We start from the raw sequence: 23,711 nt of genomic DNA, 5'->3' as shown, positions 1-23,711 counted from the left end.
GCTCTGCTTTCTCGACCACCGCCGTCACAGCTCCACCTCCCGACGTTGCAGAAGCCGCAGCGCCACGCTCGACACCACCGCGACGACGAGCAGCATCAGCACCGCCATCGCCGAGGCCATCCCGGTCTTGTTCTCGGTGAACCCGGTCTGGATCACGCCGTACGCGACCGTCGCCGTGGTCCCGGTCCCGGGGCCGCCGTGCGTGATCACCTGGATGTAGTCGTAGGTCTTGAAGCCGGTGATCAGCAGCATCACGGTATTGATGGTCAGGGCCGGCGCCAGCATCGGCCAGGTGACCCGCCGGAACCGGGTCCAGCGGCCGGCCCCGTCGATCGCCGCCGCCTCCAGCAGTTCGTCCGGCACGCCTTGCAGCCCGGCGAGGTACACGACGGTGCAGAAGCCCAGCAGCTGCCAGCTCGCGATCGACCCCACCGAGTACAGCGCGATCGACGGGTCGGACAGCCAGCCCGGCGGATGCTGGACCCCCATCGAGCCCAGCACCGTGTCGAGCAGCCCGCCGTCGGTGAGCATGGCCTGCCACACCACCGACACCACCACGGAGCTCAGCACGACCGGTACGAAGAACACCGTCCGCAGCGCGCGGTAGAGCCGGCCGTTGCGGTTCAGCAGCACGGCGATCGCCAGGCCCGCGACGTTCGGCACGATCACGATGATCAGCGTCAGGATCGTGGTGACCCGCAGCTGCATCCGGAAGTCCGGATCGCCGAGCAGCTTCACGTAGTTGTGCAGGCCGGTGAACTTCGTGTGGGGCAGGAACGCGTCGGCGTTGGTGAAGCTGTAGCCGACGCTCAGCACCAGTGGCGCGAACACGAAGCACGCGTAGAACAGGAGCCCCGGCGCGCCGAACCCGAGGAAGTACCCCAGGTTCGCGCGCCGGTTCCGTGCGGACTTCCGTGCAGACTGCGGCGAACCGTGCGGTGTGCCTGGTAACGAGCCTTGCAGTGCTGTCATGGGGTGACCTTGTACGTGGTGCCCGCCGTGGTGGCGAATGTGGCCCGACCACCGGAGACCGTGACGGGGACAGAGGATCCGTTCGCGGTGACGGTCGCCGAGCCGGTGTTCCACGGAAGCACCAGCGTCGCGCTCCCGCCGGTCTGGCTGGTGATGCCGACCGAGGCCACCGTGCCGCCGCTGATCGCGCTGCTCACCAGGAACGCGCCCTTGGCCAGCAGCGTGAACGACGCGTCGCGCGCGGTCGGCCAGCACGGGAAGACCCGGATCGCGCCGGCCTCGCTCTGCATCAGCATCGAGTTCAGCGTCTCGATCGTCCCGGACGTCTCGATGCCGCCGCCGCCCTGGAAGTCGGTGTCGTTGCTCGACCGCCACAGGTGCGCGATCGAGGCCTTGACCTTCTGCACCAGGTCCTCGGCCGGCCAGCCGACGCGGGCCGCGATGGTGAACTCCTTGCAGAAGCCGTTGTTGGAGTTGCCTCCCGACGTGACGCCCCAGGAGTTCATCTGGGTCAGGGAATTGATCGCGTACTGCAGGAGGGTGGCGTCCCCGCCGATCGAGCACTGCTCGCCGGGGAAGATCACGCCTTCCATGTTGATCGGCTGGTTCCCGGGTTCGAACTTGTCCGGCAGGCTCGGGTTGTTGATGACCTCGGCGGTGTAGAAGACCGTGACGCCGTTGTAGGTCCCGGTCGGATAGGCGCTGAGCTTGGCCAGGAAGCTCTGCCAGGTGGACTGCATGTTCGCGTCCACGCCGAGGATCGCCGAGGTCTCCAGCAGGGTGTTGATGACCTTGCGCGCGAACCCGAGGTCCAGGTTCGGGTTGGTGTCGTCGCCGCCTTCGTGGGCCGACGAGTGCTGGAACACGTAGCGCTTGCCGTCGAAGACCGCGAAGTCGCGCCAGAACGCGTCCAGCTCCTTCAGCAGCGGATACAGCTGGGTCTGGAGGTAGGTGGTGTCGCGGGTGTACTCCCAGTGCCAGATCAGCGGCAACGCCGCGAAGGTGCCGTTGGACTTCTGGTCGGCGGGCAGCTTCGTGTAGTCCTTCTTGGACGCGACCGGGACTGTCGAGGGCTGGGTCTCGTACAGGTGGAACGGAGTCATGCTGCGTTGGAACGCCGTGCCCTGATATCCCGCGCCGTGCGTCGTGTTCCGCTGCCAGGGGACTTCGTTGTAGATCAGGCGGCGGTAGGGCTCGGAGAGTTCGGCGTGGTTCGAGGAGAAGGCGCCGTAGTACAGGGCTTCCTGGTTGTAGTTCAGGAAGTAGCGGCCACCCCAGCTCGGGGTGTCGTTGGTGAGCCACTGGGCCCAGAGCGACGGCGGGTTGTGCACGCCGGATCGGGTCGCGCTGCCCAGGACGTACTGCGCGTTGAAATAGAAGGCTTCCAGCTGCGAATCGCCGACGACGATGCTGGAACGTGTCCAGAAGTCCTGCCAGAACGCCGCGTGCGTGCTCGCGGCGCCGGTGATCCACGTCGCGTCGATGGCCGTGGAGGCGGTGACCGCTTGGTCGCGCAGCTGCGTCGGCGTCGGCGCGGTGGACGAGTCGGAGACGTCCTGCGCGTGCGAGCGGAAGGCGGTCACGAGCGTGGCCGTCGCTCCGCCGGCGAGGGTGAAGGTGCCGGTCGCAGAGGTCTGCGAGGACGTCTTCGAGGTGCTGGTCTTGGTGAACTTGGCACCCACGAGCTGCGTCGCGGAGGCCGCGGTGGCCTGCATGCTGACGTTGCCGTTGCCGGAGGTGTTGTTCTGCCGGGTCAGCCACAGCTGGGTGCCGTTGAGCGCGCCCGCGCCGGACGGAAAGGCCGAGTCGACCGGCAGCGTGACGGTCGCCGTCAGGCTGACCGACGAGCTGCCCGCCTTGGACGACAGCTGGGTGATCAGGACGTTGTCGTTGTCGGCGGTCCACGACTTCAGCGTGACCGTGGCGTTCGACAGCGCGAGCACGCTCGTGACCGTCGCCCCGGCCAGATCCGTGGTCATCGAGTAGCCGCTGGACGCCGCGCTCGCGCCGGACGCCGCCACGGTCAGCTTCCCGACCGGCAGGATCGACGGCTGCCAGACGAGCGGGCTCGTCGTCTTGCGGTCGCTGCCCCAGAAGTCGCTCTTGCCGAAGGAGAAGGTCTGCTGGGTCGCCGAGGAGTCGCCGACGACCACGCCGAGATCACCGTTGCCCAGCAGCATGCCCGGCGTGTACTTGCTCGTGACGACGCCCGATATCGGCTTGGTGACGTGCGGGTTCACGGCGGCGAGCTGGGCCTGGACGGCGGGCCAGCTGATGCCGGTGGCGGTCGCGGCGGCCGTGGCGGCCGTGGCGGCGGCCTCGGCGCCGGCGCGAGAGCCGGTCGCGCGCGCCACTTCGGCGCCGGCCCCGACCAGGACCGCGCCGACTCCGGCCGCCGCACCCCCGAGCACCGCGCGCCGACCGACGAGCGGGTACTTGTCACTGCGCATCTTCGTCCCACCTTCCCTTCGGAGTGATGTTGTAGGTGCGGCCGGCAACGGTGCGGAACGTGACCCGTCCGCCCGATCCGGACTTCCACGGCAGCTGGAGCGTGACGTCGCCGCCGGCCTGGCTGTGCAGCCGGATGTGCTCGACCACTCCCCCGCGCTGCTCGGCACTGACCAGGAACCCGCCCTTGGCCAACAGCGTGAACGACGCGTCGCGGGCCGCGGGCCAGCACGGGAAGACCCGGATCACGCCGTCCTCGCTCTGCAGCAGCATCGAGTTCAGCGCCTCGGTGGTGCCGGTGGTCTCGATCCCGCCGCCGCCCTGGAAGACCGTGTTGTTGGTGGGCCGCCACAGGTAGGCGATGGACGCCTTGAGCTTCTGCAGCAGGTCCTCGACCGGCCAGCCGACGCGCGCGGCGATGACGAACTCCTTGCAGAAGCCGTTGTTGGAGTTGCCGCCGGGGGTCACGCCCCAGGAGTTCATCTGTGTCAGGGAATTGACGGCGTACTGGAGCAGCATCGGGTCGCCGCCGATGGAGCACTGCTCGCCGGGGAAGATGACGCCTTCCATGTTGATCGGCTGGTTGCCGGGCTCGAACGTGTCCGGCACGCCCGGGTTGTTGATGACCTCGCCGGTGTAGAAGACCGTGACGCCGTTGTACGTGCCGGTCGGGTAGGCGCTCAGTTTGGCGAGGAAGTCCCGCCAGACCGGACGCAGGTCGGCATCGACGCCGAGGACGACGGAGGTGTCCAGCAGGGTGTTGACGACCTTGCGCGCGAAGCCGAGGTCCAGGTTGGGGTTGGTGTCGTCGCCGCCTTCATGCGCGGAGGTGTGCTGGAAGACCCAACGCGTGCCGTCCCACACCGCGAAGTCGCGCCAGAACGCGTCGAGTTCCTTCAGCAGCGGGTAGAGCTCGTCGCGGAGGTAGGCCCGGTCGCGGGTGTACTCCCAGTGCCAGATCAGCGGGAGCGCGCCGAACGTGCCGTTGGACTTCTGGTCGGCGGGGAGCTTCTTGTAGTCCTTGGCCGCCGCGACCGGGACCGGCGCCGGAGGCGTCTGGTAGAGGTGGAACGGCGGCAGGCTGCGCTGGAACGCTGTGCCCTGATACCCGGCGCCGTGAGTCGTGTTCCGCTGCCAGGCGACCTCGTTGAGGATCATCCGCCGGTAGGGCTCGGACAGGTCGGCGTGGTTCGAGGAGAAGGCGCCGTAGTAGAGGGCTTCCTCGTTGTAGTTCAGGAAGTAGCGGCCGCCCCAGTTCGGGGTGTCGTTGGTGGTCCAGGCGGCCCACAGCGACGGCGGGTTGTGGACGCCGACTCGGGTGGCGCTGCCCAGGACGTACTGCGCGTTGAAATAGAAGGCTTCCAGCTGCGAGTCGCCGAGCACGACGCTGGAACGGGTCCAGAAGTCGGTCCAGAAAGCATGGTGCTCGGCGCGTACTTCGCGCAGCCGGCGTTCGCTGATCGCCGTCGCGGCTGCTATCGCCTGGTCGCGGAGGTCGTCCGGGGTCGGCGCGGGGCTCGGGTCGGAGAGGTCCTGGCCGTGCGAGCGGAATGCGGTCAGCAGGACCGCTTTGCCGCCGCCGGGAAGGACGAAGGTGCCGTTCGCGGTCGTGGTCGTGGTCGTCGAGCTGGTGGCAGCGAACGAGCGGTTCATGACGACCGTGGCCGAGGCGACTGACGCCTTGTAGCTGACGTCGCCGTAGCCGACCGCGTTGTTCTGCCGCGTCAGCCACAGGGCGTTTCCCGTGGCGCCGGCCGCCGAGGGGTAGGCCGGATCGTCCGGCAGCACCACGCCGGCGCTCAGCGTCAGGTCGGGGTCGCCGTGCGCCGAGGAGATCTCGGTGATCAGGACGTTGTCGTCGTCGGCGGTCCAGGAGGTGAGGGTCAGCGTGCCGTTCGTGAGCGGCAGCACCGACGTGACCTGCGCGGTGGCGATGTCGGTGACCATCAAGTAGCCGGTGGCCGCCGCGGCGGCGCCGGGCACCGAGACGGTGAGCGCGCCGACCGGCAGGATCGAGTTCTGCCAGACGAGCGGGCTCGTGGTCTTGCGGTTGTTGCCCCAGAAGTCGCTCTTGCCGAAGTGGAAGGTCTGCTGCGCGGCCGAGGAGTCGCCGACGACCACGCCGATGTCGCCGTTGCCCAGCAGCATGCCCGGCGAGTACTTGTTCGTGACGACCTTCTGGATCGGCGCGCTCACCCGCGGGTTCACCGCGGCCAGTTGGCGCTGCACGTCCGGCCAGCGGACTCCGGTCCCGGAGGTCCCGGGCCGGCAGTCGGCGGCTGCGGAAGCAGGAGAGGCGAAGGTGACGCCGGCGATGGTGGACGCACCGGCCCCGGCGGTAGCGGCGAGCACGGCGCGTCGGCTGATGGAGGTCATGGCTGTTCTCCCTTCAAAGCGCGTTGCGGGATCTCAGTTCTCGACGACGACGGGTTGGGCGAACTGCGAGGAGGCGACGGCCGCCTCGACCATGGCCAGGCTGCGCAGGTTGTCGTGGCACTCGCCGTCCGGGGCCTCGCCGGTGCGCAGGGCGTGGACGAATCCGGCGAGCACCTCGGCCAGGCCGGGGAACTCAGGGGACTGCGGTTCGACCGGCAGCGTCTCGGAGGCGGGCTCGGGCTCCCCCTCGTCGCGCGCCGGGGTGAGCACCGGCGCGCCGAGACCGTCCCAGCTCGCCGAGCCGCCGGCGCCTTCCAGGTACCAGCGGCCGGTCCAGGACGTGAAGTCCGAGCGCGCGGTCCAGCAGCCGGTGAAGGCGAAGTGCAGGCCGTCGTCCATCTGGAACAGGGCCTCGGCGGAGTCGTTGCCGGGGTACCAGGACCACGGCGTGCGGTAGGCGGTGCAGAACACCGATCGCGCGTCGGCGCCGGTGACGGCGCGCGCCGCGTCGAACAGGTGGATGGCCATCTCGCGTAGCAGCGGCTCGTCCCACAGATGGACGTAGGGGCCGGCGCGGTGCGGGAGACGGAAGTCGATTTCGAGGCGGGTGAGCGGGGCCAGGCGGCGGGCCGCGTCCTTCAGCGCGCGGGTGCCGGAGAGCTGGCGCCGGTCCTGGGTCACGGCGAGCAGCCGGCCGGTGCGTTCCGAGACGGCGACCAGCTGGCGGGCCTCGGCGAGCGTCATGGCCATCGGCTTCTCGGACAGGACCGCGCAGCCGTGTTCGAGGGCTGATGTGGTGACCGTGCGGTGCGCGGCCGGCGGGGCGCTGTTGAAGACGATGTCCGGGGCGAGTCCGGTGAGCATCGCGACCAGATCGGTGCCGGTCGCGATGCTGCCGGCGGCTTCCGGACCGGCTTCCTTCACCGCCTCGGCCAGCGCCGCCGGGTCCAGGTCGACCCAGCCGACGAGCTCGGTGTCGGGCTGCCGGGCGATCTCGCGGGCCCAGTTCCGGCCCATGAAGCCGGCGCCGACGATGACCGCGCGCAGCGGTCCGGGCGTGCTGACCGTGGCGAACCCGCTCACCGCTCCCACCACCCGACCGGCGAGGGCGCGTCCACGAAGTGCCCGCCGATCGGGCCGGTCGGGGCCGCCCAGCGCACGGCGTTGGCGATCACGTCCTGGACCTCCTTCTGGTGGTAGACCGGGCATTCCTGGTCGCCGGCACCGAAGTAGAAGATCCGGCCGGCGCCGCGGGTGAAGCAGGCGCCGCTGCGGAACACCTCGCCGCCGCTGAAGGAGGACACGAAGACCAGTTCGTCCGGATCGGGGATGTCGAAGGGTTCGCCGTACATCTCGTCGTGCGGGATCACCAGCGGCTGCGGGATGCCGGCCGCGACCGGGTGGCCGGGCTTGACCGTCCACACCAGGTGCCGGTCCTCGCCGTGCCGCCAGCGGCGGTCGCAGCTGGTGCCCATGAGCGACGTGAACAGCTTCGAGCCGGCGCCGGAGTGCAGGACCACCAGGCCCATGCCGTCCAGGACGCCGCGGCGGACGCGGTCGATCGTCTCGTCGTCCATCTCGGCGTGCAGCAGGTGGCTCCACCAGATGAGGACGTCGGTGTCCTCGACGGCCGCCGGCGTCAGGCCGTAGCCGGGCTGGTCCTGGGTCGCGGTGGTGATGTCGGCCGCGGGGCCCAGACGGTCTTCGAGCGCGGCGGCGACGGTGCCGTGGATGCCGAGCGGGTAGCGTTCGGCGATCTCGGGGCGGGTGAGTTCGTGGTGGTTCTCGTTGAAGACCAGGACGCGCATCAGCTCGACGCCTGCTTCGCCCACTCGGAGTCCAGGTACGACGCGGCGTCCTTGGCGGACTTCCGGCCGAGCATCACGTCCTCGACGGCGCCGTAGACGACGTCGACCATGCCGGGCAGCAGCGCGTCGTCGCCGGACTCCCAGCTGAAGGCCTTCACGACCGTGCCGGTCTGCTGCGCCTGCTGGTAGAGCTGGTAGGACTCGTTGAACACCGGGCCGGTCGTGGTCGGCGGGGTGTAGCCCTTGATCGCCGGGAAGAGCGCGTCGCTGAGCACGTTGTTGTCCAGGTTCGCCTTGTCCAGCTGGAAGGCCAGGGCGAACTTCTTGGCCAGGTCCAGGTTCTTGGCGTGCGCGCTGACCTCCAGGCCGCCGCCGGTGTAGGCGGGCATGACGACCTTGCCGTCGTCGGTGGGCCAGGCGAACACGCCGATGTCGTCCTTGATCGGGCTGGCGTCGGCGGCCGAGGCGAACCAGATGCCCATCGGGTACATCGCGCCGCTGCCGTCCAGGAACGCCTTCTGGCTGTCGGCATAGTTGCGGGACAGGCCCGCGCGGTCGATGTAGCCCTTGGACGCCAGGTCGCCGACCCGCTGCAGGGCGTCGACGAAGTCCGGGTCGGAGAACTTCACCTTGCCGGTGTGCCGGTCGACGAGCCAGTTCGGGTCCTGGCGGTAGACCTGGGTGGCCACGGTGGCGGACAGCGGCAGGACCGCGGCGAAGGCGTCGGAGCCGCCGCCGACCTGGAACGGCAGCAGGCCCGCCGTCTTGAGCTTGGCCGAGTCGTCCAGGAGCTGCTGGTAGGTGGTCGGCGTGCCGGTGATGCCGGCCTTGGCGAACATCGACTTGCGGTAGTAGACCATCGGGATGGTCTGCGTGTTCGCAGGGAGCTGATAGACCTTGCCGCCGATGGCGCCGCCGTCGGGCACCTCGAAGCTGCCGAGTTCGCTGGGCTGCCAGGCGTAGAGGTCGCCGGCCTGCGCGAAGCCGGTGGGGGTGACCGCGATCATCACGTCGGGGAACTGGCCGGAGGCCTTGAGCTGCTTGGCGTAGCTGGTGCGGTCGGCGGTCGGGGAGACGAGGCGCTTGACCTTCATGCCCGGGTACTGGTCGGTGACGCGCTTGATGGCCGCGTCCCAATAGGCCGGGGTGAGGTTCGGGGTCTCGAAGGTCAGGAACGTGATGGTGTTGCTGTCGCCGCCGCCGGAGCTGGAGGCGGAGTTGCCGCCGGCCGCGGAACAGGCGGACAGCGCCAGCACCGTCAGAGCGACCAGTGCCTTTGCAGAAGACGGTGCTCGGAGTCGACGTAGGAACATCCGCTGCCTCCCGGACTGGGGGATGAGGGGTCCGTGAGCGCTCACGGGAGCGCTCACGGGAAGTAGAGTGGTCCAGCTCACACGGTCTCGTCAAGACCCGTTACCGGATTACTGTTACTTGTCCGTCATCGGAAGGCCCGATGACTGATTCACGCCGAGTTCACGCCGAGCCGCGCACCCGCAACTCGGGAACGACGACCACGGGCTCCGGCGTGCGGCCGGCCAGGAGTTCCGCGGCGGCGGCCACGGCCAGTTCGCCCATGCGGCGGATGTCGACGTGGACGGAGGTGATCGGCGGTTCGACCAACTCCCCCAGCGGCAGACCGTCGAAGCCGATCACCGCGAAGTCCTCGGGCACCCTCAGTCCGGCGGCCTTCAGCCCACGGACCGCGCCGACCGCCAGCACGTCGTTGTAGGCGAACGCGGCGGTGATGTCCGGCCTGCGCGCCAGCAGCGCTCGCACCGCGTCCGCCCCGCCTTCGACCGTCCGGGGCGCGCTTTCGACGTCGTCCTCGCCGACGTCCAGTCCGAGTTCCTTCGCGATGGCCAGGAAGCTGGTCCGCCGCTTGTCGCGTGGATCGGCGGCACCGTCGATCATGCCGATGCGCCGGTGGCCGGCCGCGGCCAGGTGCTCCACGGCGAGCCGGACGCCGCCGGCGATGTCGATGCCGACGCCCGGCGCGGCACCGGCGTCCCAGCCGGGGTCCAGGACGGCGAAGGGCACGCCGAGCTTCACGGCGTGCGCGAACACCGCCGGCGAGGTGAGGAAGCCGGCGCCGACGTCGGCCTGGTCGGCGAGCGTCGACAGCGCCAGCACCTCGCGCTCCGGGTCCTCGCCGGTGTCGTAGAGCACGACCTGCCAGTCCCGCGCCTGCGCGGCCCGCAACACCCCGGAAGCAAGCTCGGGGAAGAACGGGTTCCCGATGTCGGAGATGATCAGCCCGAGCGTGGTGGTGTCCTGCCGGATCAGCCCGCGCGCGAACCGGCTGGGCCGGTAGTTCAGGCTCCGCGCGGCGTCCAGCACCCGCCGCTTGGTCTCGGCGTCGATCTCCGCCTTGTCGTTGACCGCGCGCGAAACCGTCTGCCGCGACACCCCGGCCAGCCTCGCCACGTCCTCGATGGTCGCGCGCTTGACCCGGGACTCCGGGGAAACGTTCAAGAAGGTCGCCTCCTGCCGCCAGCGGAACTCCACGTCCGAACCACCGGCACCGGCCGCCCGCTCCGGACGCGAAGGAACGGCGCCCCCGAAGCGGGGACGCCGAGTGCACGTGATCGGGGCGCCGCCGCCCCACCTTCACCGTACTCGATGCGGAGGCCGGTTCGGTGGAGCGGCGGGACGGGAGGGACGAGGACGGATCAGTTGTGGATGACGCACCCGTTGGCGTTGTTGCTCCAGATCGGCTGCATCGGGAACGTGCCGGTGGACAGCGTCACGTTCTGGAAGTTGGCCTCACACTGGTCGCCGATCTCCTCGCCGTTCGGCGCGACCCAGCCGTTGCCGGCCTGCGGGTCGGTGATCGACTCGGCGTACTCGTGCCCCTCGACGATGCTGAACGCGCTCAGCTTGTTGCCCAGCAGGTTGTTCGGGCACCGGCTGCCGGCCGGGGCGTCGAGCTGGTAGGGCATGTTGGTGTAGGAGACGGAGCCGGAGTAGTCGTGGTAGGCGCAGAAACCGGAGCTCGGCCAGCCGTCGGGGTGCGTGCCGTGCGCGCTGAGCACGACGATCTGCGCGTCACCGTTGCCGGACACCCCGAAGTGCGAGGCGCCCCGGTTCCCCTCGTTCGCCACGGCGTTGGCGCTGGGGTTGGTCGGCTCGGCCTTGGCGTTGTCCATCCACACGCCGCCCAGGACCGCACCGCTGAACGTCGGACCCTGCCCGCTGGAGTCGGTGTACTGCGAGGTGATGGTGGACCAGTTGTCCGAACTGGTCCCGAGCCCGTCGAACACCTTGGTCAGGTAGGCCGGTATCCCGTTGGTGTCGCTCTTCCACTGCGATCCCCAGAACACCAGGTACACCACGGGATGCAGCTGCACGGGCCCGCCGCCGTACTCCATGTTCTCGCCGGCCTGAGCCGCCCTGGCGGCCGTGTACGTCCCCGCGCGCTGCGAGCCGGCCGAGGCCGCTCCGGTGCTCGCGGTGGCGCCGACCAGGCCCGCGGCCATGAGGACGGCTGCGGCTGCGATTCGCCCGTTCCTGTTCATGCGCATGCTGAATTGCTCCCAACTCAGTGTTTTGGCATGGATGTGCGGTCATGGTGAGGTTAACCGCGGGAAAGGGGTTCGCATACCCTTGATATGACCCTTAACCATCCCGTGCGTCACGTGCCTGGAGCTGCGCGATCTTCGCGGCGAGCGCCCTACGGGCCGCGTTGACCTCGCGGGCCTGGCGGTCCAGGCGCGCGAGCTTGTCCCGGAGGAACTCCAGCTGCCGCTCCGGAGTGAGGCTGCCGTCGTCGAAAGCGGCGGCCAGCGTCCGCGTTTCGGCGATCGTCATGCCAGTGGCGCGGGCTTGGAGCAGGAGACGGAGGCGCTGCACGGCGGCGTCGCCGTACGTGCGGTAGCCGTTCGGGGCGCGGGTGACGTGGCGGTCGTCGAGCAGCCCTTCGCGCTCGTAGTAGCGCACGGTGTCAGTGCTGACGCCGACCAGCGCGGCGATGTCGCGGATCAGCATGGCGGCGTGCGCCGCTGTCCGGCTTGACCTTGGAGCACGCTCCAAAGTCTACGCTCGCGACGCAGAGCTCGGATACGCGGACGTGGGAGGACATATGACGCAGACAGTGCTGGTCACAGGTGCGAGCGGAGGCGTCGGCCGCGCGGTCGCGCAGCGGTTCCGAGCCGGCGGTGCGACCGTCCTGGCCGGCTATCGCGACCCCGCGGCGGTGGACGCGCTCGTCGCGATGGGATGCCGGCCGGTGCGGCTGGATATCACGAGCGAATCAGAGCTCGCCGACGCGATCGGGGGCGCCGCCGACGTCTCCGCCGACATCGACATCGTGGTCAACGCCGCGGGGATCTCCCAGGGCGGCCCGATGGAAGAGCTGCCGTTGGCGGCGCTGCGCCGGCAGTTCGAGGTCAACGTGCTCGGCGCGCTCCGGGTCGCGCAACTGGTCGCGCCTGGCATGCGGCGCCGAGGACGCGGCCGGATCGTCAACGTCAGCTCGGTCGCGGGGCTCGTCACGTTTCCCGGCATGGGCGCCTACGCCATGAGCAAGCACGCGCTGGAGTCGATGAGCCAGGCGCTGCGGCAGGAGCTGAAGCCGTTCGGCATCGGCGTGAGCGTGATCCAGCCCGGCGGAATCGACACGGCGTTCGCGGAGGCCGAGCGCCGCACCTTCCTGCACGGCCGGCCGGAAGGCCCCTACGCGGCGTTCACCGCCGAGGTCGTCGATCGGCTGAGCCGCAATCCGATGCCGCTGGCTCCGGACAAGGTCGCGCGCATCATCGTGCGGGCCGCCACCGCACGCCGTCCGCGAGCGCGGTACCGCGTCGGCACCGTCGCGCACGTGATGCTCGGGCTGCACGATCTGCTGCCGGACCGGATGTGGGATCGGCTGTTGCCCGTGATGGCGCCGACGCCGGAGCCCTGACCTGGCAAAACGCCCAACCTCCCGACCGGGCCCCGGTCCACCTCCGTAGACTCTTGGCATGGCTCCTCCCGAAACGACGCACACGGTGACCGACGCGGACGACGTCCTGCGGCGCGTCTTCGGCTACGACTCGTTCCGCGGGGCGCAGCAGGAGATCGTGGAGCACGTCATCGGCGGCGGCGACGCGCTGGTGCTGATGGCCACCGGCGGCGGGAAGTCGCTGTGCTACCAGATCCCGGCGCTGGTGCGGCCGGGGGTCGGGGTGGTCGTCTCGCCGCTGATCGCGCTGATGCAGGACCAGGTCGACGCGCTCACCGCGGTGGGGGTGCGCGCGGGGTTCCTGAACTCCACGCAGGATCCCGACCAGCGGCGGTTCGTGGAGCAGATGTTCCTGGCCGGCGAGCTGGACCTGCTCTACCTGGCGCCGGAGCGGCTGCGGTCGGAGTCCACGCTGCAGCTGCTGGACCGGGGCAAGATCTCGCTGTTCGCGATCGACGAGGCGCACTGCGTCTCGCAGTGGGGCCACGACTTCCGGCCCGACTACCTGAACCTGTCGATGCTGCACGAGCGCTGGCCGGACGTGCCGCGCATCGCGCTCACCGCCACCGCCACGCAGGCCACGCACCAGGAGATCGCCGAGCGCCTGAACCTGGGCGGTGCCAAGCACTTCGTCGCCGGGTTCGACCGGCCGAACATCCAGTACCGCATCGTGCCGAAGGCCGAGCCGAACAAGCAGTTGCTGGAGCTGCTGCGCAGCGAGCACCAGGGCGACGCCGGCATCGTCTACTGCATGTCGCGCGCCTCGACGGAGAAGACCGCGCAGTTCCTGACGAACAACGGCATCTCCGCGCTCGCCTACCACGCGGGCCTGGACGCCGGGACCCGCGAGCGGGCGCAGTCGCGCTTCCTGCGCGAGGACGGCCTGGTCATCGTCGCCACCATCGCCTTCGGCATGGGCATCGACAAGCCCGACGTCCGCTTCGTGGCGCATCTGGACCTGCCGAAGTCGGTCGAGGGCTACTACCAGGAGACCGGCCGCGCCGGCCGGGACGGGCTGCCGTCGACGGCGTGGCTGGCGTACGGCCTGCAGGACGTGGTCCAGCAGCGCAAGATGATCGCCTCCTCGGACGGCGACGACAACTACCGCCGCCAGCTCACCGCGCACCTGGACGCCATGCTCGCGCTCTGCGAGACCATCGAGTGCCGCCGGGTCCAGCTGCTCAACTACTTCGGCCAGGCCGGCGAGCCCTGCGGCAACTGCGACACCTGCCTGAACCCGCCGGAGTCCTGGGACGGCACCGTCGCCGCGCAGAAGCTGCTGTCCACGGTCTTCCGGCTCAAGAGCGAGCGTCGGCAGCGGTTCGGGGCCGGCCAGTCCATCGACATCCTGCTCGGCAAGCAGACGCCGAAGATCTCGCAGTTCAGCCACGACCAGCTCAGCGTCTTCGGCATCGGCACGGAGCTGTCCGAGGGCGAGTGGCGCGGCGTGGTGCGGCAGCTGTTGGCGCAGGGCATGCTGATGGTCGAGGGCGACTACAGCACGCTGGCGCTGACGCCGGAGAGCGGAGCGGTGCTGCGCGGGGATCGCAAGGTGCTGATGCGGCGGGAGCCGGCGAAGGCGGCGCGGCCGCCGAAGCAGTCGCGGACGGCGGCGGCCGCGGTCGAGGAGCTGAGCGAGGAGGCCAAGCCGGTCTTCGAGAAGCTGCGCGCGTGGCGCGGGCAGTCGGCGAAGGAGCAGGGCGTTCCGGCGTACGTCATCTTCCACGACGCGACGCTGCGGCAGATCGCCGCACTGGCGCCGACCTCGCTCCAGCAGCTCGGGACGATCAGCGGGGTCGGCGAGAACAAGCTGGCCAAGTACGGGCAGCAGATCCTGGACACGCTCACCGAGGCGCTCGACCGGCCCGGCCGGGCGGCGCCGGACGAGCCGCCCGCCGAGCTCGAGTTCGAGGAGCCTCCGGAGGATTACGCCGAGGAGGAGCCCGGGGACTACTTCCCTCCGGAGTGAGGTTGAGGTCCCTGTCTGCCTGTAGTCGGCTACACGTAGTCCGCTAGAGGTAGACCCCGTCGATCTCGAACGACTGGACCGTGTTCGTGGTGAACCACGACCAGAACACCTTCCCGTGCAGGAACGTGTCGGCGTGGTACGTGTACGCGTCCCCGCCGGCGGTCTGCGTGGCCCAGCGTCCGACCAGGCCGTTGCCGCCGGAGCCGGTGACGGTGGTGAACTTCGACAGGTCGAAGTTGATCCACTGCGCGGTCCCGTAGTTGGTGCAGACGATCACCAGCTTGTGGTTCACCGGGTCGTAGGCGGCCACCGAGTTGTGGTCGCCGCTGTCGATGAGCCGCATGCCGGGGCGGATGTGCCGGGTGAACTGCGCCAGGACGTAGTACTTGGGGTTGACGGCGCCGGTGGTGCCGGCGGCCTCGTCGCACTGGATGGCGCCCCAGCCGCCGCCGTCGAGGACCTGCCAGTAGACCCAGGCGGTCGGGTGCAGCCAGGTGAGGTCGAGGTTCAGGTTGCTCGCCAGGGACATGCCCGAGGCGTCGCCCTCGCCGTACTCGGAGTTCCACAGGACCTTGCCGGCCGACTTCGCGGCGTCGTAGAGGAGGTCGCGGCGGCCGCCGCCGTACTGGTAGCCGTGGGTGTTGATCTTCCCGACGTTGCCCTGCGCGGTGCCGCCCAGGCCCTGGAACGTCGCGGTGGCCTCGTCGTAGGTGTTCTCGTCGGAGGACGCGACCGGCGTCCCGGTGAGGCCGCGGCTGTTGAGCTCGGCGCGGAGATAGTTGATGACGGTCGCCTGCGTCGAGACGTTGAAGTGGCAGCCCTCCTGCGAGGAACTGTCGGCCTTCCACCAGCCGGAGACGGGCTCGTTGAACGCCTCGACGGAGGTGAACTGGAAACCCCAGTTGTCGTGCGCGTACTTGGCGATCGTCGCGAGGTACACGGCGTGCTGCTGGTAGTTCCACGACTGGAGGTTGTCCGAGGTCCCGTCGGCGGAGCCGGAGGGGTTGTGGTTGTAGCACATCCACCACATCGGCGAGTTGGAGAAGAGCTCGAAGTGGTTGACGCCGCGATCGCGCGCCTTCCAAAGCATGTTGCGCTGCGGGGCGTCGACGTACCAGTTCCAGCTGGCGGAGGCCGGGTCCTGGGAGTACCAGTCGAGCCAGTAGCCCTCCATCTGCCGCGTGGACTGCACGGCGGCGCCCTGCACCATCGTCGTACCGCCGATGGAGTTCCAGCTACAGGCGCCGGCGTTGTAGCGCACGATGGTCAGCCCGAGGCCCGGCAGCGTGCCGCCGTTGTAGGGCGCGGAGTTGAGCGTGAAGAAGATGTCCGCGATGTCGTCCCGATTCCCGAAGGCCTTGGCCCACCAGGCGAGCGACGTGCCCCAGCCCTCCCAGGTCCCCCACGAAGTACCGGGATCGACGGTCGTGGTGTAGTCGGCGTTCGCGGCGGACACCCCGAGGGTGCTGAACGCGGCGGCGGAGGCGGCGGTCGTTGCGGAGGCGGCTAGGAGAGTGCGACGGCGCATGCTGTTTTCGGCCACGGGGGTCAGGCTACAGATTCGGCGGATTTGTGGAAGAGATGCAGCGCGGTCGGTTTCTACATGCCCGAGGGGCGTTTCGACAGCCAGTCGGCGTGGCGCTCGCGCAAGGCGTCGCGCTCCGCGGTGTCGACAGCCAGCACGTCGGCGCCGCCGTCGTAAGGGTGGTACATGCGGAGGAGCCGGCGGTCGGCGATCACGGCGTTGGCGGTCCGGTCTTCGGCGACCGCGCTCAGCAGTCGGTCCAGGCTCCCGACCGACCAGCTGGTCCACGAGACGTAGACGTGGGTGTGGACGACGAAGTCGGGGTCCGGGTCGTCTTCGGACAGGAACGACCACCACAGCGCGCTTCCCGGGTTGACCCGCAGATCGAGCCGCGATCTCCGCTCCGGTTCCACGGTGTTCGACCAGGTGGAAGTCATGATGTAGACGTCCCGGCCACCGAAAAGCTCGTCGAGAACCGTGTAGTGCCGGTCCAGGATCGTCCGCCGCTCCGCGTCGTTCGTCGCGTAGCGCTGCGACTCCGGCAGGCTGTGGAATCGCACCCAGCGCTCACGATGCTCGGTCACGTACTGATGGGCCAGCGGCGTCCGATCACCCATCCGCTCGCGCCAAACCTCTGTCAGCCCCTTGAGAACTCCTCCGCCCGCAGCCACCCCGCCAGCCTAACGGCCGCGATCCGCACACCAGTTCCTCAAGCGCCCCGAACCGTCCCATCCCCAACCCCAGGACGGATAGCTGACCTGCGGCGCAGCGACGGAACCGGTTACCGCAGTGACGGTCCGTTCGGCTACGGTAGCCGTGCCGGGCCGTGAACCGCGCCGGACCGGGACAACGGAGGGGATCGAGGGGACCACACTTTGACGTCGAGTATCCCGGCCATAGCGATTGGTGCTGTAGCCGCCGCCTCCGTCATCCGCGAGGTGTCTACGAAGTACGGCGCGCGGCGGGGGAGCCGGACTGCGGGGCGTCCCGGGCAGCCCGGGCGGCCCGCGCGCGCCGCGGAGACGCCCGCCGTGAAGCCGGTGCCGATCGACCGGTCGCACGGTGATCCCGAGCTCGCGGTGTTGCGGCAGGCCGCGCGGGTGGCCGACTGGCCGGGCATGGAGGCGATCCTGCGGCCGGTGCGGGAGTGCGGCGACTTCGAGCGGCTCACCTTCCTCATCGCCAACGTCGAGGACCTCGGCGGCGACTTCCTGCTCAAGCTGCCCGAGCAGCTGCCCGGCGACCCGCTCGCGCTGAGCGTGGCAGGCGCCCGGCACTCGGCGTGGGCCTGGGAGGCACGCACCGGCTACCGCGCCACGCAGGTGTCGGAGGAGCAGTTCCGGGTCTTCCACGAGCGGCTGCGGGTCGCCGAGGAGTACCTGTACACCGCGGTCGAGCTCGATCCGGCCGGCGCCGCGCCCTGGTACACGTTGTGCGTCACCAGCCGCGGGCTGGAGCACGGCGTCGGGATCACCCGCCGCCGGTTCCAGGCCGGGATCAAGCGCGCCCCGGAGCACGTCGGTCTGCACCGCCAGATGCTCCAGCAGCTGTGCGCGAAGTGGGGCGGCTCGCACGAGGAGATGCACGCGTTCGCCACCCGGACCTTCGACGCCGCCCCGCCCGGCAGCGGCCTCGGCGAACTCGTCGCGCAGGCCCACCTGGAGCACTGGCTGGACCTGGAGCAGGGCCCCGACGACGTCTACATCCGGGACGCGGCGGTGCTCAAGGAACTGCACCAGGCCGCGGAGGCCTCGGTGTTCCACCCGGCCTTCGCCCCGACGTCCTCCCCGTACATCGCACTGAACACCTTCGCGATGGCCTTCTGGCTCGCGGACGACAAGGAGACCGCGGGCCGACTGTTCGAGCGGATCGGGGACCACGCCACCAAGGCCCCGTGGCGGTATCGCGGCGACCCCGAGCGGGTGTTCGCGGTGGCACGGCAGGACTGCGTCAAGAAGCGGAAGAAGTAGGGGACACCACGTGAGCACCGAGCCCGACCACACCTTCCAAGTCGACCTGCGCGGACTGGTCGACCTGCTCTCGCACCACCTCTACTCCTCCCCCAAGGTGTATCTGCGGGAACTGATGCAGAACGCCGTGGACGCCATCACGGCGCGCCGGATGCTCGACCCCTCCGCCCCGGCGCAGATCCGGATCCGGACCGGCGTCGACGGCGGCATCCAGGTCGAGGACTCCGGCGTCGGGCTGACCGAGGCCGACGTGCACACCTTCCTGGCCACCATCGGCCGCTCCTCCAAGCGCGCCGAGGACGGCGGCCTGGACCTGTCCGCGGCCCGCCAGGACTTCATCGGCCAGTTCGGCATCGGCCTGCTCGCCTGCTTCGTGGTGGCCGACGAGATCACCGTGGTCTCGCGCAGCGCCCGCGACACCGCCGCGCCGGCCGTGGAGTGGCGCGGCCGCAGCGACGGCACGTACCAGATCAGGACCCTGCCGGCGGACCAGGCGGTCGCGCCGGGCACCACGGTCACCCTGGTGCCGCGCGCCGACGGCAGCGAGTGGCTGGAGCCGAACCGGGTGCTGCGGCTGGCCCGGCACTTCGGCTCACTGCTGCGCTACGACGTGGAGATCGTCGACCGGTTCGGCGACGTCAGCAAGGTCAACGACACGCCGCCGGTGTGGGACCGGCACTACGGCTCGCCGCTGGCCCGGCGCGAGGCGCTGGCCGGGTACGCGAAGTCGACGTTCGACTTCACCCCGCTGGACACCATCGACCTGGACCTGCCGCTGGTCGGGCTCAGGGGCGTGGCGTTCGTGCTGCCCACGCCGGTGCACCCGACGAAGCGCTCGGGCCACCGCGTCCACCTCAAGGGCATGCTGCTGTCGGACTCCGCGCAGGAACTGGTGCCGGACTGGGCCTTCTTCGTGTCCTGTGTCGTGGACACCACCGGCCTGCGGCCCACGGCCTCGCGCGAGTCCCTGTACGAGGACGAGACGCTGGCCGCGGTGCGCGACGCGATCGGCGAGCGGATCCGCGAGTGGCTGGTGGGGCTGGCGGCCTCGGACCTGACGCTGCTGCGGCGCTTCATCGACGTGCACCACCTGGCGGTCAAGGCGCTGGCCCGCTACGACGACCGGCTGCTGGCGCTGCTGCTGCCGTGGCTGCCGTTCGAGACCACGGACGGCAACGTCAGCCTGGACGAGTTCGCCCGCGCGCACCCGGTGGTGCTGGTGACGTCCAGCGTCGAGGAGTTCCGGCAGGTCGCGCCGATCGCGGCCTCGGCCGGGCTGGGCGTCGTCAACGGCGGCTACGTGTACGACCGGGAGCTGGTGCACCGGCTGCCGGAGGTGCGGCCCGGGGTCACGGTCGCGGACCTGGACCCGGAGACGGTCAGCGCGCACCTGGACACCGTGGACCCGGCGGCGGAGCTGGCCGCGGCGGCGTTCCTGGCGCGGGCCCGCGCGGTGTGCGACAAGTTCGACACCGACGTCGCGCTGCGCTCGTTCCAGCCGGTCGGCGTGCCGGCGATGCTGGTCGACAACCGCGAGGCCCGGCACGAGCGGCGGCGCGCGGAGCTGTCGGCCGACGCCGACGAGCTGTGGGCCGGGATCCTGGGGTCGCTGGGGTCCTCGGCGCCGCGCGCGCAGCTGATCGTCAACCATCTCAACCCCCTGATCCGCAAGATCGCGGACATCCCGGACGCGGGGCTGTCGGAGACCGCGATCGAGGCGCTGTACGGGCAGGCGCTGCTGTTGTCGCGGCGTCCGCTGCGGCCGACGGACCACGCGCTGCTGAACCGGTCGTTCATCGGGCTGCTGGAGTTCGCGGCGGCCGCGGCCGGCTCCGGCGAAGGCCGCGGCTCCGCGGCGGACAAGGCCTCCGACACGCTGGGGGACGCGTGAGCGGGTTCGGCACGAAGGAGGAGTTCTTCGGCGCCCTGCGCGAGAACCGCGACCGGGCCGACGGCCGGGCCAAGGCGGCGATCGCCGAGGAGATCGCGGACGAGGCCGAGGCGTTCGGCGACGACGAGGTCACCGCGACCGCGCTGGTCGAGCTGATGAGCGCCTACCGCGGCAGCGGCGAGCGGGTGAAGTACCCGGTGGTGTTCGCGCGGCTGCTGAGGCTGTGGGACCGGAACCCGAAGGCGTTCGACGACTGGGAGGCGCACCGCGTCTTCTGGTACTTCAAGTGGGTCGGCTCCGGGCTGCTCGGGACCCCGGACGTGCCGCTGGCCGCGATCCGCGGCTGGATCGCCGAGATGCGCAAGCGCTACGAGGCGGCCGACTACGGCCTGCAGCCGGTGTACGGGCAGCTGCACTTCCTCGCGCAGCACATCGGCGAGGGCGAGGAGCAGGCCTACGAGCTGTGGGCCACCCGCGGCCGGACGCGGATGAGCGACTGCGAGGCCTGCGAGGCCCGGGCGCGTGCCGAGTACCACTTCGGGCGCGGCGAGGACGAGATCGGGATGGCCGAGCTGGAGGCCACCCTGAACGGCCGCAGCACCTGCGACGAGGAGCCGCACGCGAGCCAGTCCTCGGCGCTGCTGCCGCTGGTCCGGCTGGGGCGCACGGACGAGGCGCGCGGGGCGCACCTGAGCGCGTACCGGGCGGTGCGGGGGCGCGAGGCGTACCTGGCCGAGGTCGGGCGGCACCTGGAGTTCTGCGCGCTGACCGGCAACGAGGCGCGCGGGCTGGAGCTGCTGGCGCAGAACCGGGCGCTGTTCGGCTTCACGGCGGCGCCGCTGGGCCGGCTGGACTTCCTGACGCGCGTCGAGGTGCTGCTGCGCCGGCTGGCGGCGGTCGGGCACGGCGACACGCCGTGCGGCGGGCCACTGGGCCGGGAGTGGACGGTCGCGGAGCTGCTGGCGTCGGCCGCGGCCGACGCGGACGCGCTCGCGGCGCGGTTCGACGCCCGGAACGGGAACGCATCGGTGTCGGAGCGGCGGGCCGCGCAGCTGGCGCTGGAACCGCTGGTCGCCGAACTGAACCTGGGAGTGCGCGCGGCGGCGTTGGAGGGTTCGGAGGGTACTGCGACGCCGCTGGCGGTACCCGCGGCCGGGTCGGCCGTACTGCTCTCGGCATCGGCATCGCAGGTGCCTGAGACGCCGGTCCCAGACGACTTCGGGGCGCTGGTGGCCGAGGCGCTGCTGCTGGACCGGCAGTTCCACCCGGATTCCCGGCGGCTGTGGGACGTGCTGCTGGAGCGGGCGGCGGGGCCGGACGCGGACAAGGTCGACGACGTGCTGCGCGCCGAGATCGCAACGGAGCGGGCGTCGCGTGCGCACCAGGAGCGGGACTGGGACGCAGTCAACAGGTACTTCACGGAGGCCGCGGAGTACTACGAGCGCGCGGGGCGTCCGGACCGCGCGATCGCGTCGGCGGCACGCGTGCAGTGGAGCAAGGCGACGCGCGGGGATCAGGACACTGACGCTTCGGCCGTCGTCGAGGAGACATGGCCGGAGCTGAACGCGCTCCTGCAACGAATCGACGCGCTGCTGGCCGACGGCGACCTCGGCCCGAACCTCGCGGACGCGCAGGTGCAGAAGCTGGTCGTGCACCAGAGCCGGGTGTTCGCGGCACGCAACGCGGCGATGCGCGCCGCCGACCCGGCGGACGCGGAGCGCTGGCTGGGCGTCTTCCGCGCGGAGACGGACCGGATGGTCCGCGAAGGCAGCGGCTTCGACGCACCGCAGCGCCTGGCGCTGGTTCTGGAGGCGGTCGCGGAATACGACGCCACGCACGACGACCCGAAGGCCGCGGAACCACTGGCGCGGCACGCACTGCTGATCTTCACGGACCTGGGCTGGCCATGGCGTCTGCACCGCTCGCGCATGCTGGTGGGCCTCGCACTGGCCGGCCAGGACCGACACGCCGAGGCGATGCAGGTCCTGCAGACAGGCATCGCCGAAGCGCACCCGGCAGTCGACGCCGACGAGCTGACGCCCCTGTACCGACTCCTCGCGGAAACGGCACTGCAGGGCGGCGAACCGGCGACGGCGGTCCGCGCCTTCGCGGAGGCGGCGGTCCGCCTCGACCGCGAGGGCGACGCGTTCGGCGCGGTGGAGTCGCGCTGGCGGATGAGCAACGCGCTCGCGGCGCAGGGGCAGACGGCGGATGCGGTCGCGGTGCTGGAGACGCTGGTGGAGACGCCGCTTCGGGAGGATGGGGGGTATGCGGGGCGGGGCGCGGATGCCGGGCTGAGTGTTACGACCGCGGGCGCCGAAGCTGTCGGAGGTCCGGCCGACGCGAGCGGCGGGGTCGCTGGCGACCCAGCTGGTTTGGCCGATGCAAGCCAGCTCGGCGCCGAGCCGAGTGCCGCGACTGCGGACGCCGAAGCTCTCGCAGCTCCGGCCGACATGAGCCAGCCCGGCACTGAGCCGAGCACCGCGACTACGGGCGCCGAAACTCTCGCTGCTCCGGCTGCTTTGGCCGATGCGAGCCAGTCCGGCACCGAGCCAAGTGCCGCGACCGCGAACGCCGAGGCAATCGGCACTCCGGCTGCCGCCGACGCGAGCCAGCCCGGCACTGAGCCGAGCACCGCGACTACGGGCGCCGAAACTCTCGCTGCTCCGGCTGCTTTGGCCGATGCGAGCCAGTCCGGCACCGAGCCAAGTGCCGCGACCGCGAACGCCGAGGCAATCGGCACTCCGGCTGCCGCCGACGCGAGCCAGCCCGGCACTGAGCCGAGCACCGCGACTACGGGCGCCGAAGCTCTCGCTGCTCCGGCCGACATGAGCCAGCGCGGCGCCGAACTGGGTACCGCGGCCGCGAGCACCGATGCGCTTGGTGGCCCGGCTGCTGCGGGCGCGAGCGGCGAGGTCGCTGATGCCCAAGCTGCTTCGGCCGATGCAAGCCAGCGCGGCGTCGAACCGGGCACCGCGGCCGCGAGCACCGCTGCGGGCACGAGCGGCGGAACGGTCGGCGATCAGGCGGCGCATGCCGCACCGGCCCCGTCGCCGAAGCCCTTCAAGCACCCCACGCGCGCCGACATGCTCATGGTGCAGGTGCGGGCCGATCTCGCCAGGGGGCTGCTCGCGTTGGATGAGCCGCGGGCGGCGGCGGTGGAGTTTCTGCATGTCGCGGATGCTGTTGATGGGTGGCCGGATGCCAGTCGGTTGACTGCGGCGGCGGCTGAGGCGGCGGGGGCTTTGGCTTTGGCTCGGAATTGGGAGGGGGCGCGGGCTGCTTGGGCGCGGGCTGTGGCGTCGAATGTGGTGGCGCCTCGGATTCCGGATATGACCGAGGCGTTGCGCGATATGGCTGGGGAGACCATGAATGCGTTCGGGGCTGAGGGTGCTGATGATGCGCTCGGGTATCTCGCGGAGGCCGATCGAATGCGGGTCGACTTCGCCGAGCAGTCGCGGACGCAGTTCCTGAGTGTCGAGGTCGACGAGGCTCAGACCTGCTACACGCGGGGGTGGGTGCTCAACGCCGCCGGGCGGCCGGAGGAGGCGATCGCGCAGTTGGAGCGTGCCTCGATGTTGTACGACCGGCCCGGGTTCTCGGGGATTCCGCCACGGTTCGACGCGATACGGCAGGCCGCGGTCATCGAGTACCGGTCCCTGGATCGGGAGGACGCTGCGAAGGCCCGGCTCGACAAGGCCATCGCAGATGCTGAGCTCGCGGGGCACTCCGACGGTGTCGCGACCCTGCGCAGACTCCGCGACGCGCTGAGATAGAAAGACGGAGAAGGCTTCCTCCGGTCTTCCGACCGAA

Annotated in this window: 16 protein-coding genes; 5 read left to right on the top strand and 11 right to left on the bottom strand. The window is 70.5% G+C overall.

All coding sequences use genetic code 11. The annotated features are described in order from the left end of the window. Positions 1 to 24: 24 nt before the first annotated feature. From ABH920_RS45845 to ABH920_RS45805, 9 genes are all read right to left on the bottom strand, one after another. Positions 25 to 972 carry a carbohydrate ABC transporter permease gene (locus ABH920_RS45845; protein WP_370355657.1) on the bottom strand — a complete coding sequence of 316 codons (948 nt, stop codon included), beginning with the start codon at positions 970 to 972 and terminating at the stop codon, positions 25 to 27. After that, on the bottom strand, positions 969 to 3,422 hold the full coding sequence (locus tag ABH920_RS45840; protein WP_370355656.1) for a glycoside hydrolase family 95-like protein: 2,454 nt from the start codon (positions 3,420 to 3,422) through the stop codon (positions 969 to 971). The genes ABH920_RS45845 and ABH920_RS45840 overlap by 4 nt, the downstream gene beginning before the upstream one ends. Beyond that, positions 3,412 to 5,796, bottom strand: coding sequence for a hypothetical protein (locus tag ABH920_RS45835; protein WP_370355655.1), 2,385 nt, complete (start codon positions 5,794 to 5,796; stop codon positions 3,412 to 3,414). The genes ABH920_RS45840 and ABH920_RS45835 overlap by 11 nt, the downstream gene beginning before the upstream one ends. 33 nt (positions 5,797 to 5,829) lie before the next feature. After that, complete coding sequence (locus ABH920_RS45830) at positions 5,830 to 6,879, bottom strand: Gfo/Idh/MocA family protein (RefSeq protein ID WP_370355654.1); 1,050 nt, start codon at positions 6,877 to 6,879, stop codon at positions 5,830 to 5,832. Continuing rightward, the gene (locus ABH920_RS45825; protein ID WP_370355653.1) at positions 6,876 to 7,628 is read right to left on the bottom strand and encodes a ThuA domain-containing protein; all 753 of its coding nucleotides are present in this window, start codon (positions 7,626 to 7,628) and stop codon (positions 6,876 to 6,878) included. Before ABH920_RS45825 ends, ABH920_RS45830 begins: the two co-directional genes overlap by 4 nt. Next, entirely contained in the window at positions 7,604 to 8,917 is a 1,314-nt protein-coding gene (locus ABH920_RS45820; RefSeq protein WP_370355651.1) for an ABC transporter substrate-binding protein, read from the bottom strand. Before ABH920_RS45820 ends, ABH920_RS45825 begins: the two co-directional genes overlap by 25 nt. Before the next feature lie 160 nt (positions 8,918 to 9,077). After that, positions 9,078 to 10,076 (bottom strand): LacI family DNA-binding transcriptional regulator, encoded by a 999-nt coding sequence (locus ABH920_RS45815; protein WP_370355650.1) that lies wholly within the window; start codon positions 10,074 to 10,076, stop codon positions 9,078 to 9,080. Positions 10,077 to 10,273: 197 nt separating this feature from the next. Then, positions 10,274 to 11,125, bottom strand: coding sequence for a hypothetical protein (locus ABH920_RS45810; RefSeq protein WP_370355649.1), 852 nt, complete (start codon positions 11,123 to 11,125; stop codon positions 10,274 to 10,276). Between the two features lie 94 nt (positions 11,126 to 11,219). Further along, on the bottom strand, positions 11,220 to 11,588 hold the full coding sequence (locus ABH920_RS45805; protein ID WP_370355648.1) for a MerR family transcriptional regulator: 369 nt from the start codon (positions 11,586 to 11,588) through the stop codon (positions 11,220 to 11,222). Between the two features lie 94 nt (positions 11,589 to 11,682). Here ABH920_RS45805 and ABH920_RS45800 point away from each other — a divergent pair, with 94 nt between their 5' ends. Both ABH920_RS45800 and recQ read left to right on the top strand, forming a co-directional pair. Continuing rightward, a complete protein-coding gene (locus tag ABH920_RS45800) occupies positions 11,683 to 12,504 on the top strand; it encodes an SDR family oxidoreductase (RefSeq protein ID WP_370355647.1) in 822 nt (273 codons plus the stop codon). Between the two features lie 58 nt (positions 12,505 to 12,562). Then, positions 12,563 to 14,512, top strand: coding sequence for a DNA helicase RecQ (gene recQ / locus ABH920_RS45795; protein WP_370355646.1), 1,950 nt, complete (start codon positions 12,563 to 12,565; stop codon positions 14,510 to 14,512). Positions 14,513 to 14,555: 43 nt separating this feature from the next. Here recQ and ABH920_RS45790 read toward each other — a convergent pair whose 3' ends face one another. Continuing rightward, on the bottom strand, positions 14,556 to 16,055 hold the full coding sequence (locus ABH920_RS45790; protein WP_370355645.1) for a glycoside hydrolase: 1,500 nt from the start codon (positions 16,053 to 16,055) through the stop codon (positions 14,556 to 14,558). 56 nt (positions 16,056 to 16,111) lie between these two features. Then, the gene (locus tag ABH920_RS45785) at positions 16,112 to 16,621 is read right to left on the bottom strand and encodes a hypothetical protein (protein WP_370355644.1); all 510 of its coding nucleotides are present in this window, start codon (positions 16,619 to 16,621) and stop codon (positions 16,112 to 16,114) included. Between the two features lie 291 nt (positions 16,622 to 16,912). Here ABH920_RS45785 and ABH920_RS45780 point away from each other — a divergent pair, with 291 nt between their 5' ends. The 3 genes from ABH920_RS45780 to ABH920_RS45770 are packed head-to-tail and all read left to right on the top strand — an operon-like array spanning position 16,913 to position 23,674. Then, positions 16,913 to 18,007: a hypothetical protein gene (locus ABH920_RS45780; protein WP_370355643.1), complete on the top strand. Its 1,095-nt coding sequence runs from the start codon at positions 16,913 to 16,915 to the stop codon at positions 18,005 to 18,007. 10 nt (positions 18,008 to 18,017) lie between these two features. Continuing rightward, entirely contained in the window at positions 18,018 to 19,898 is a 1,881-nt protein-coding gene (locus ABH920_RS45775; RefSeq protein WP_370355642.1) for an HSP90 family protein, read from the top strand. Further along, a complete protein-coding gene (locus ABH920_RS45770) occupies positions 19,895 to 23,674 on the top strand; it encodes a hypothetical protein (protein ID WP_370355641.1) in 3,780 nt (1,259 codons plus the stop codon). Before ABH920_RS45775 ends, ABH920_RS45770 begins: the two co-directional genes overlap by 4 nt. The last annotated feature ends 37 nt before the right edge of the window (positions 23,675 to 23,711 follow it).

This window comes from Catenulispora sp. EB89, assembly GCF_041261445.1.
Taxonomy (GTDB): Bacteria; Actinomycetota; Actinomycetes; order Streptomycetales; family Catenulisporaceae; genus Catenulispora.
Note: the sequence above shows the minus strand (reverse complement) of the source record. Positions and strands in the feature narration are given on the sequence as shown.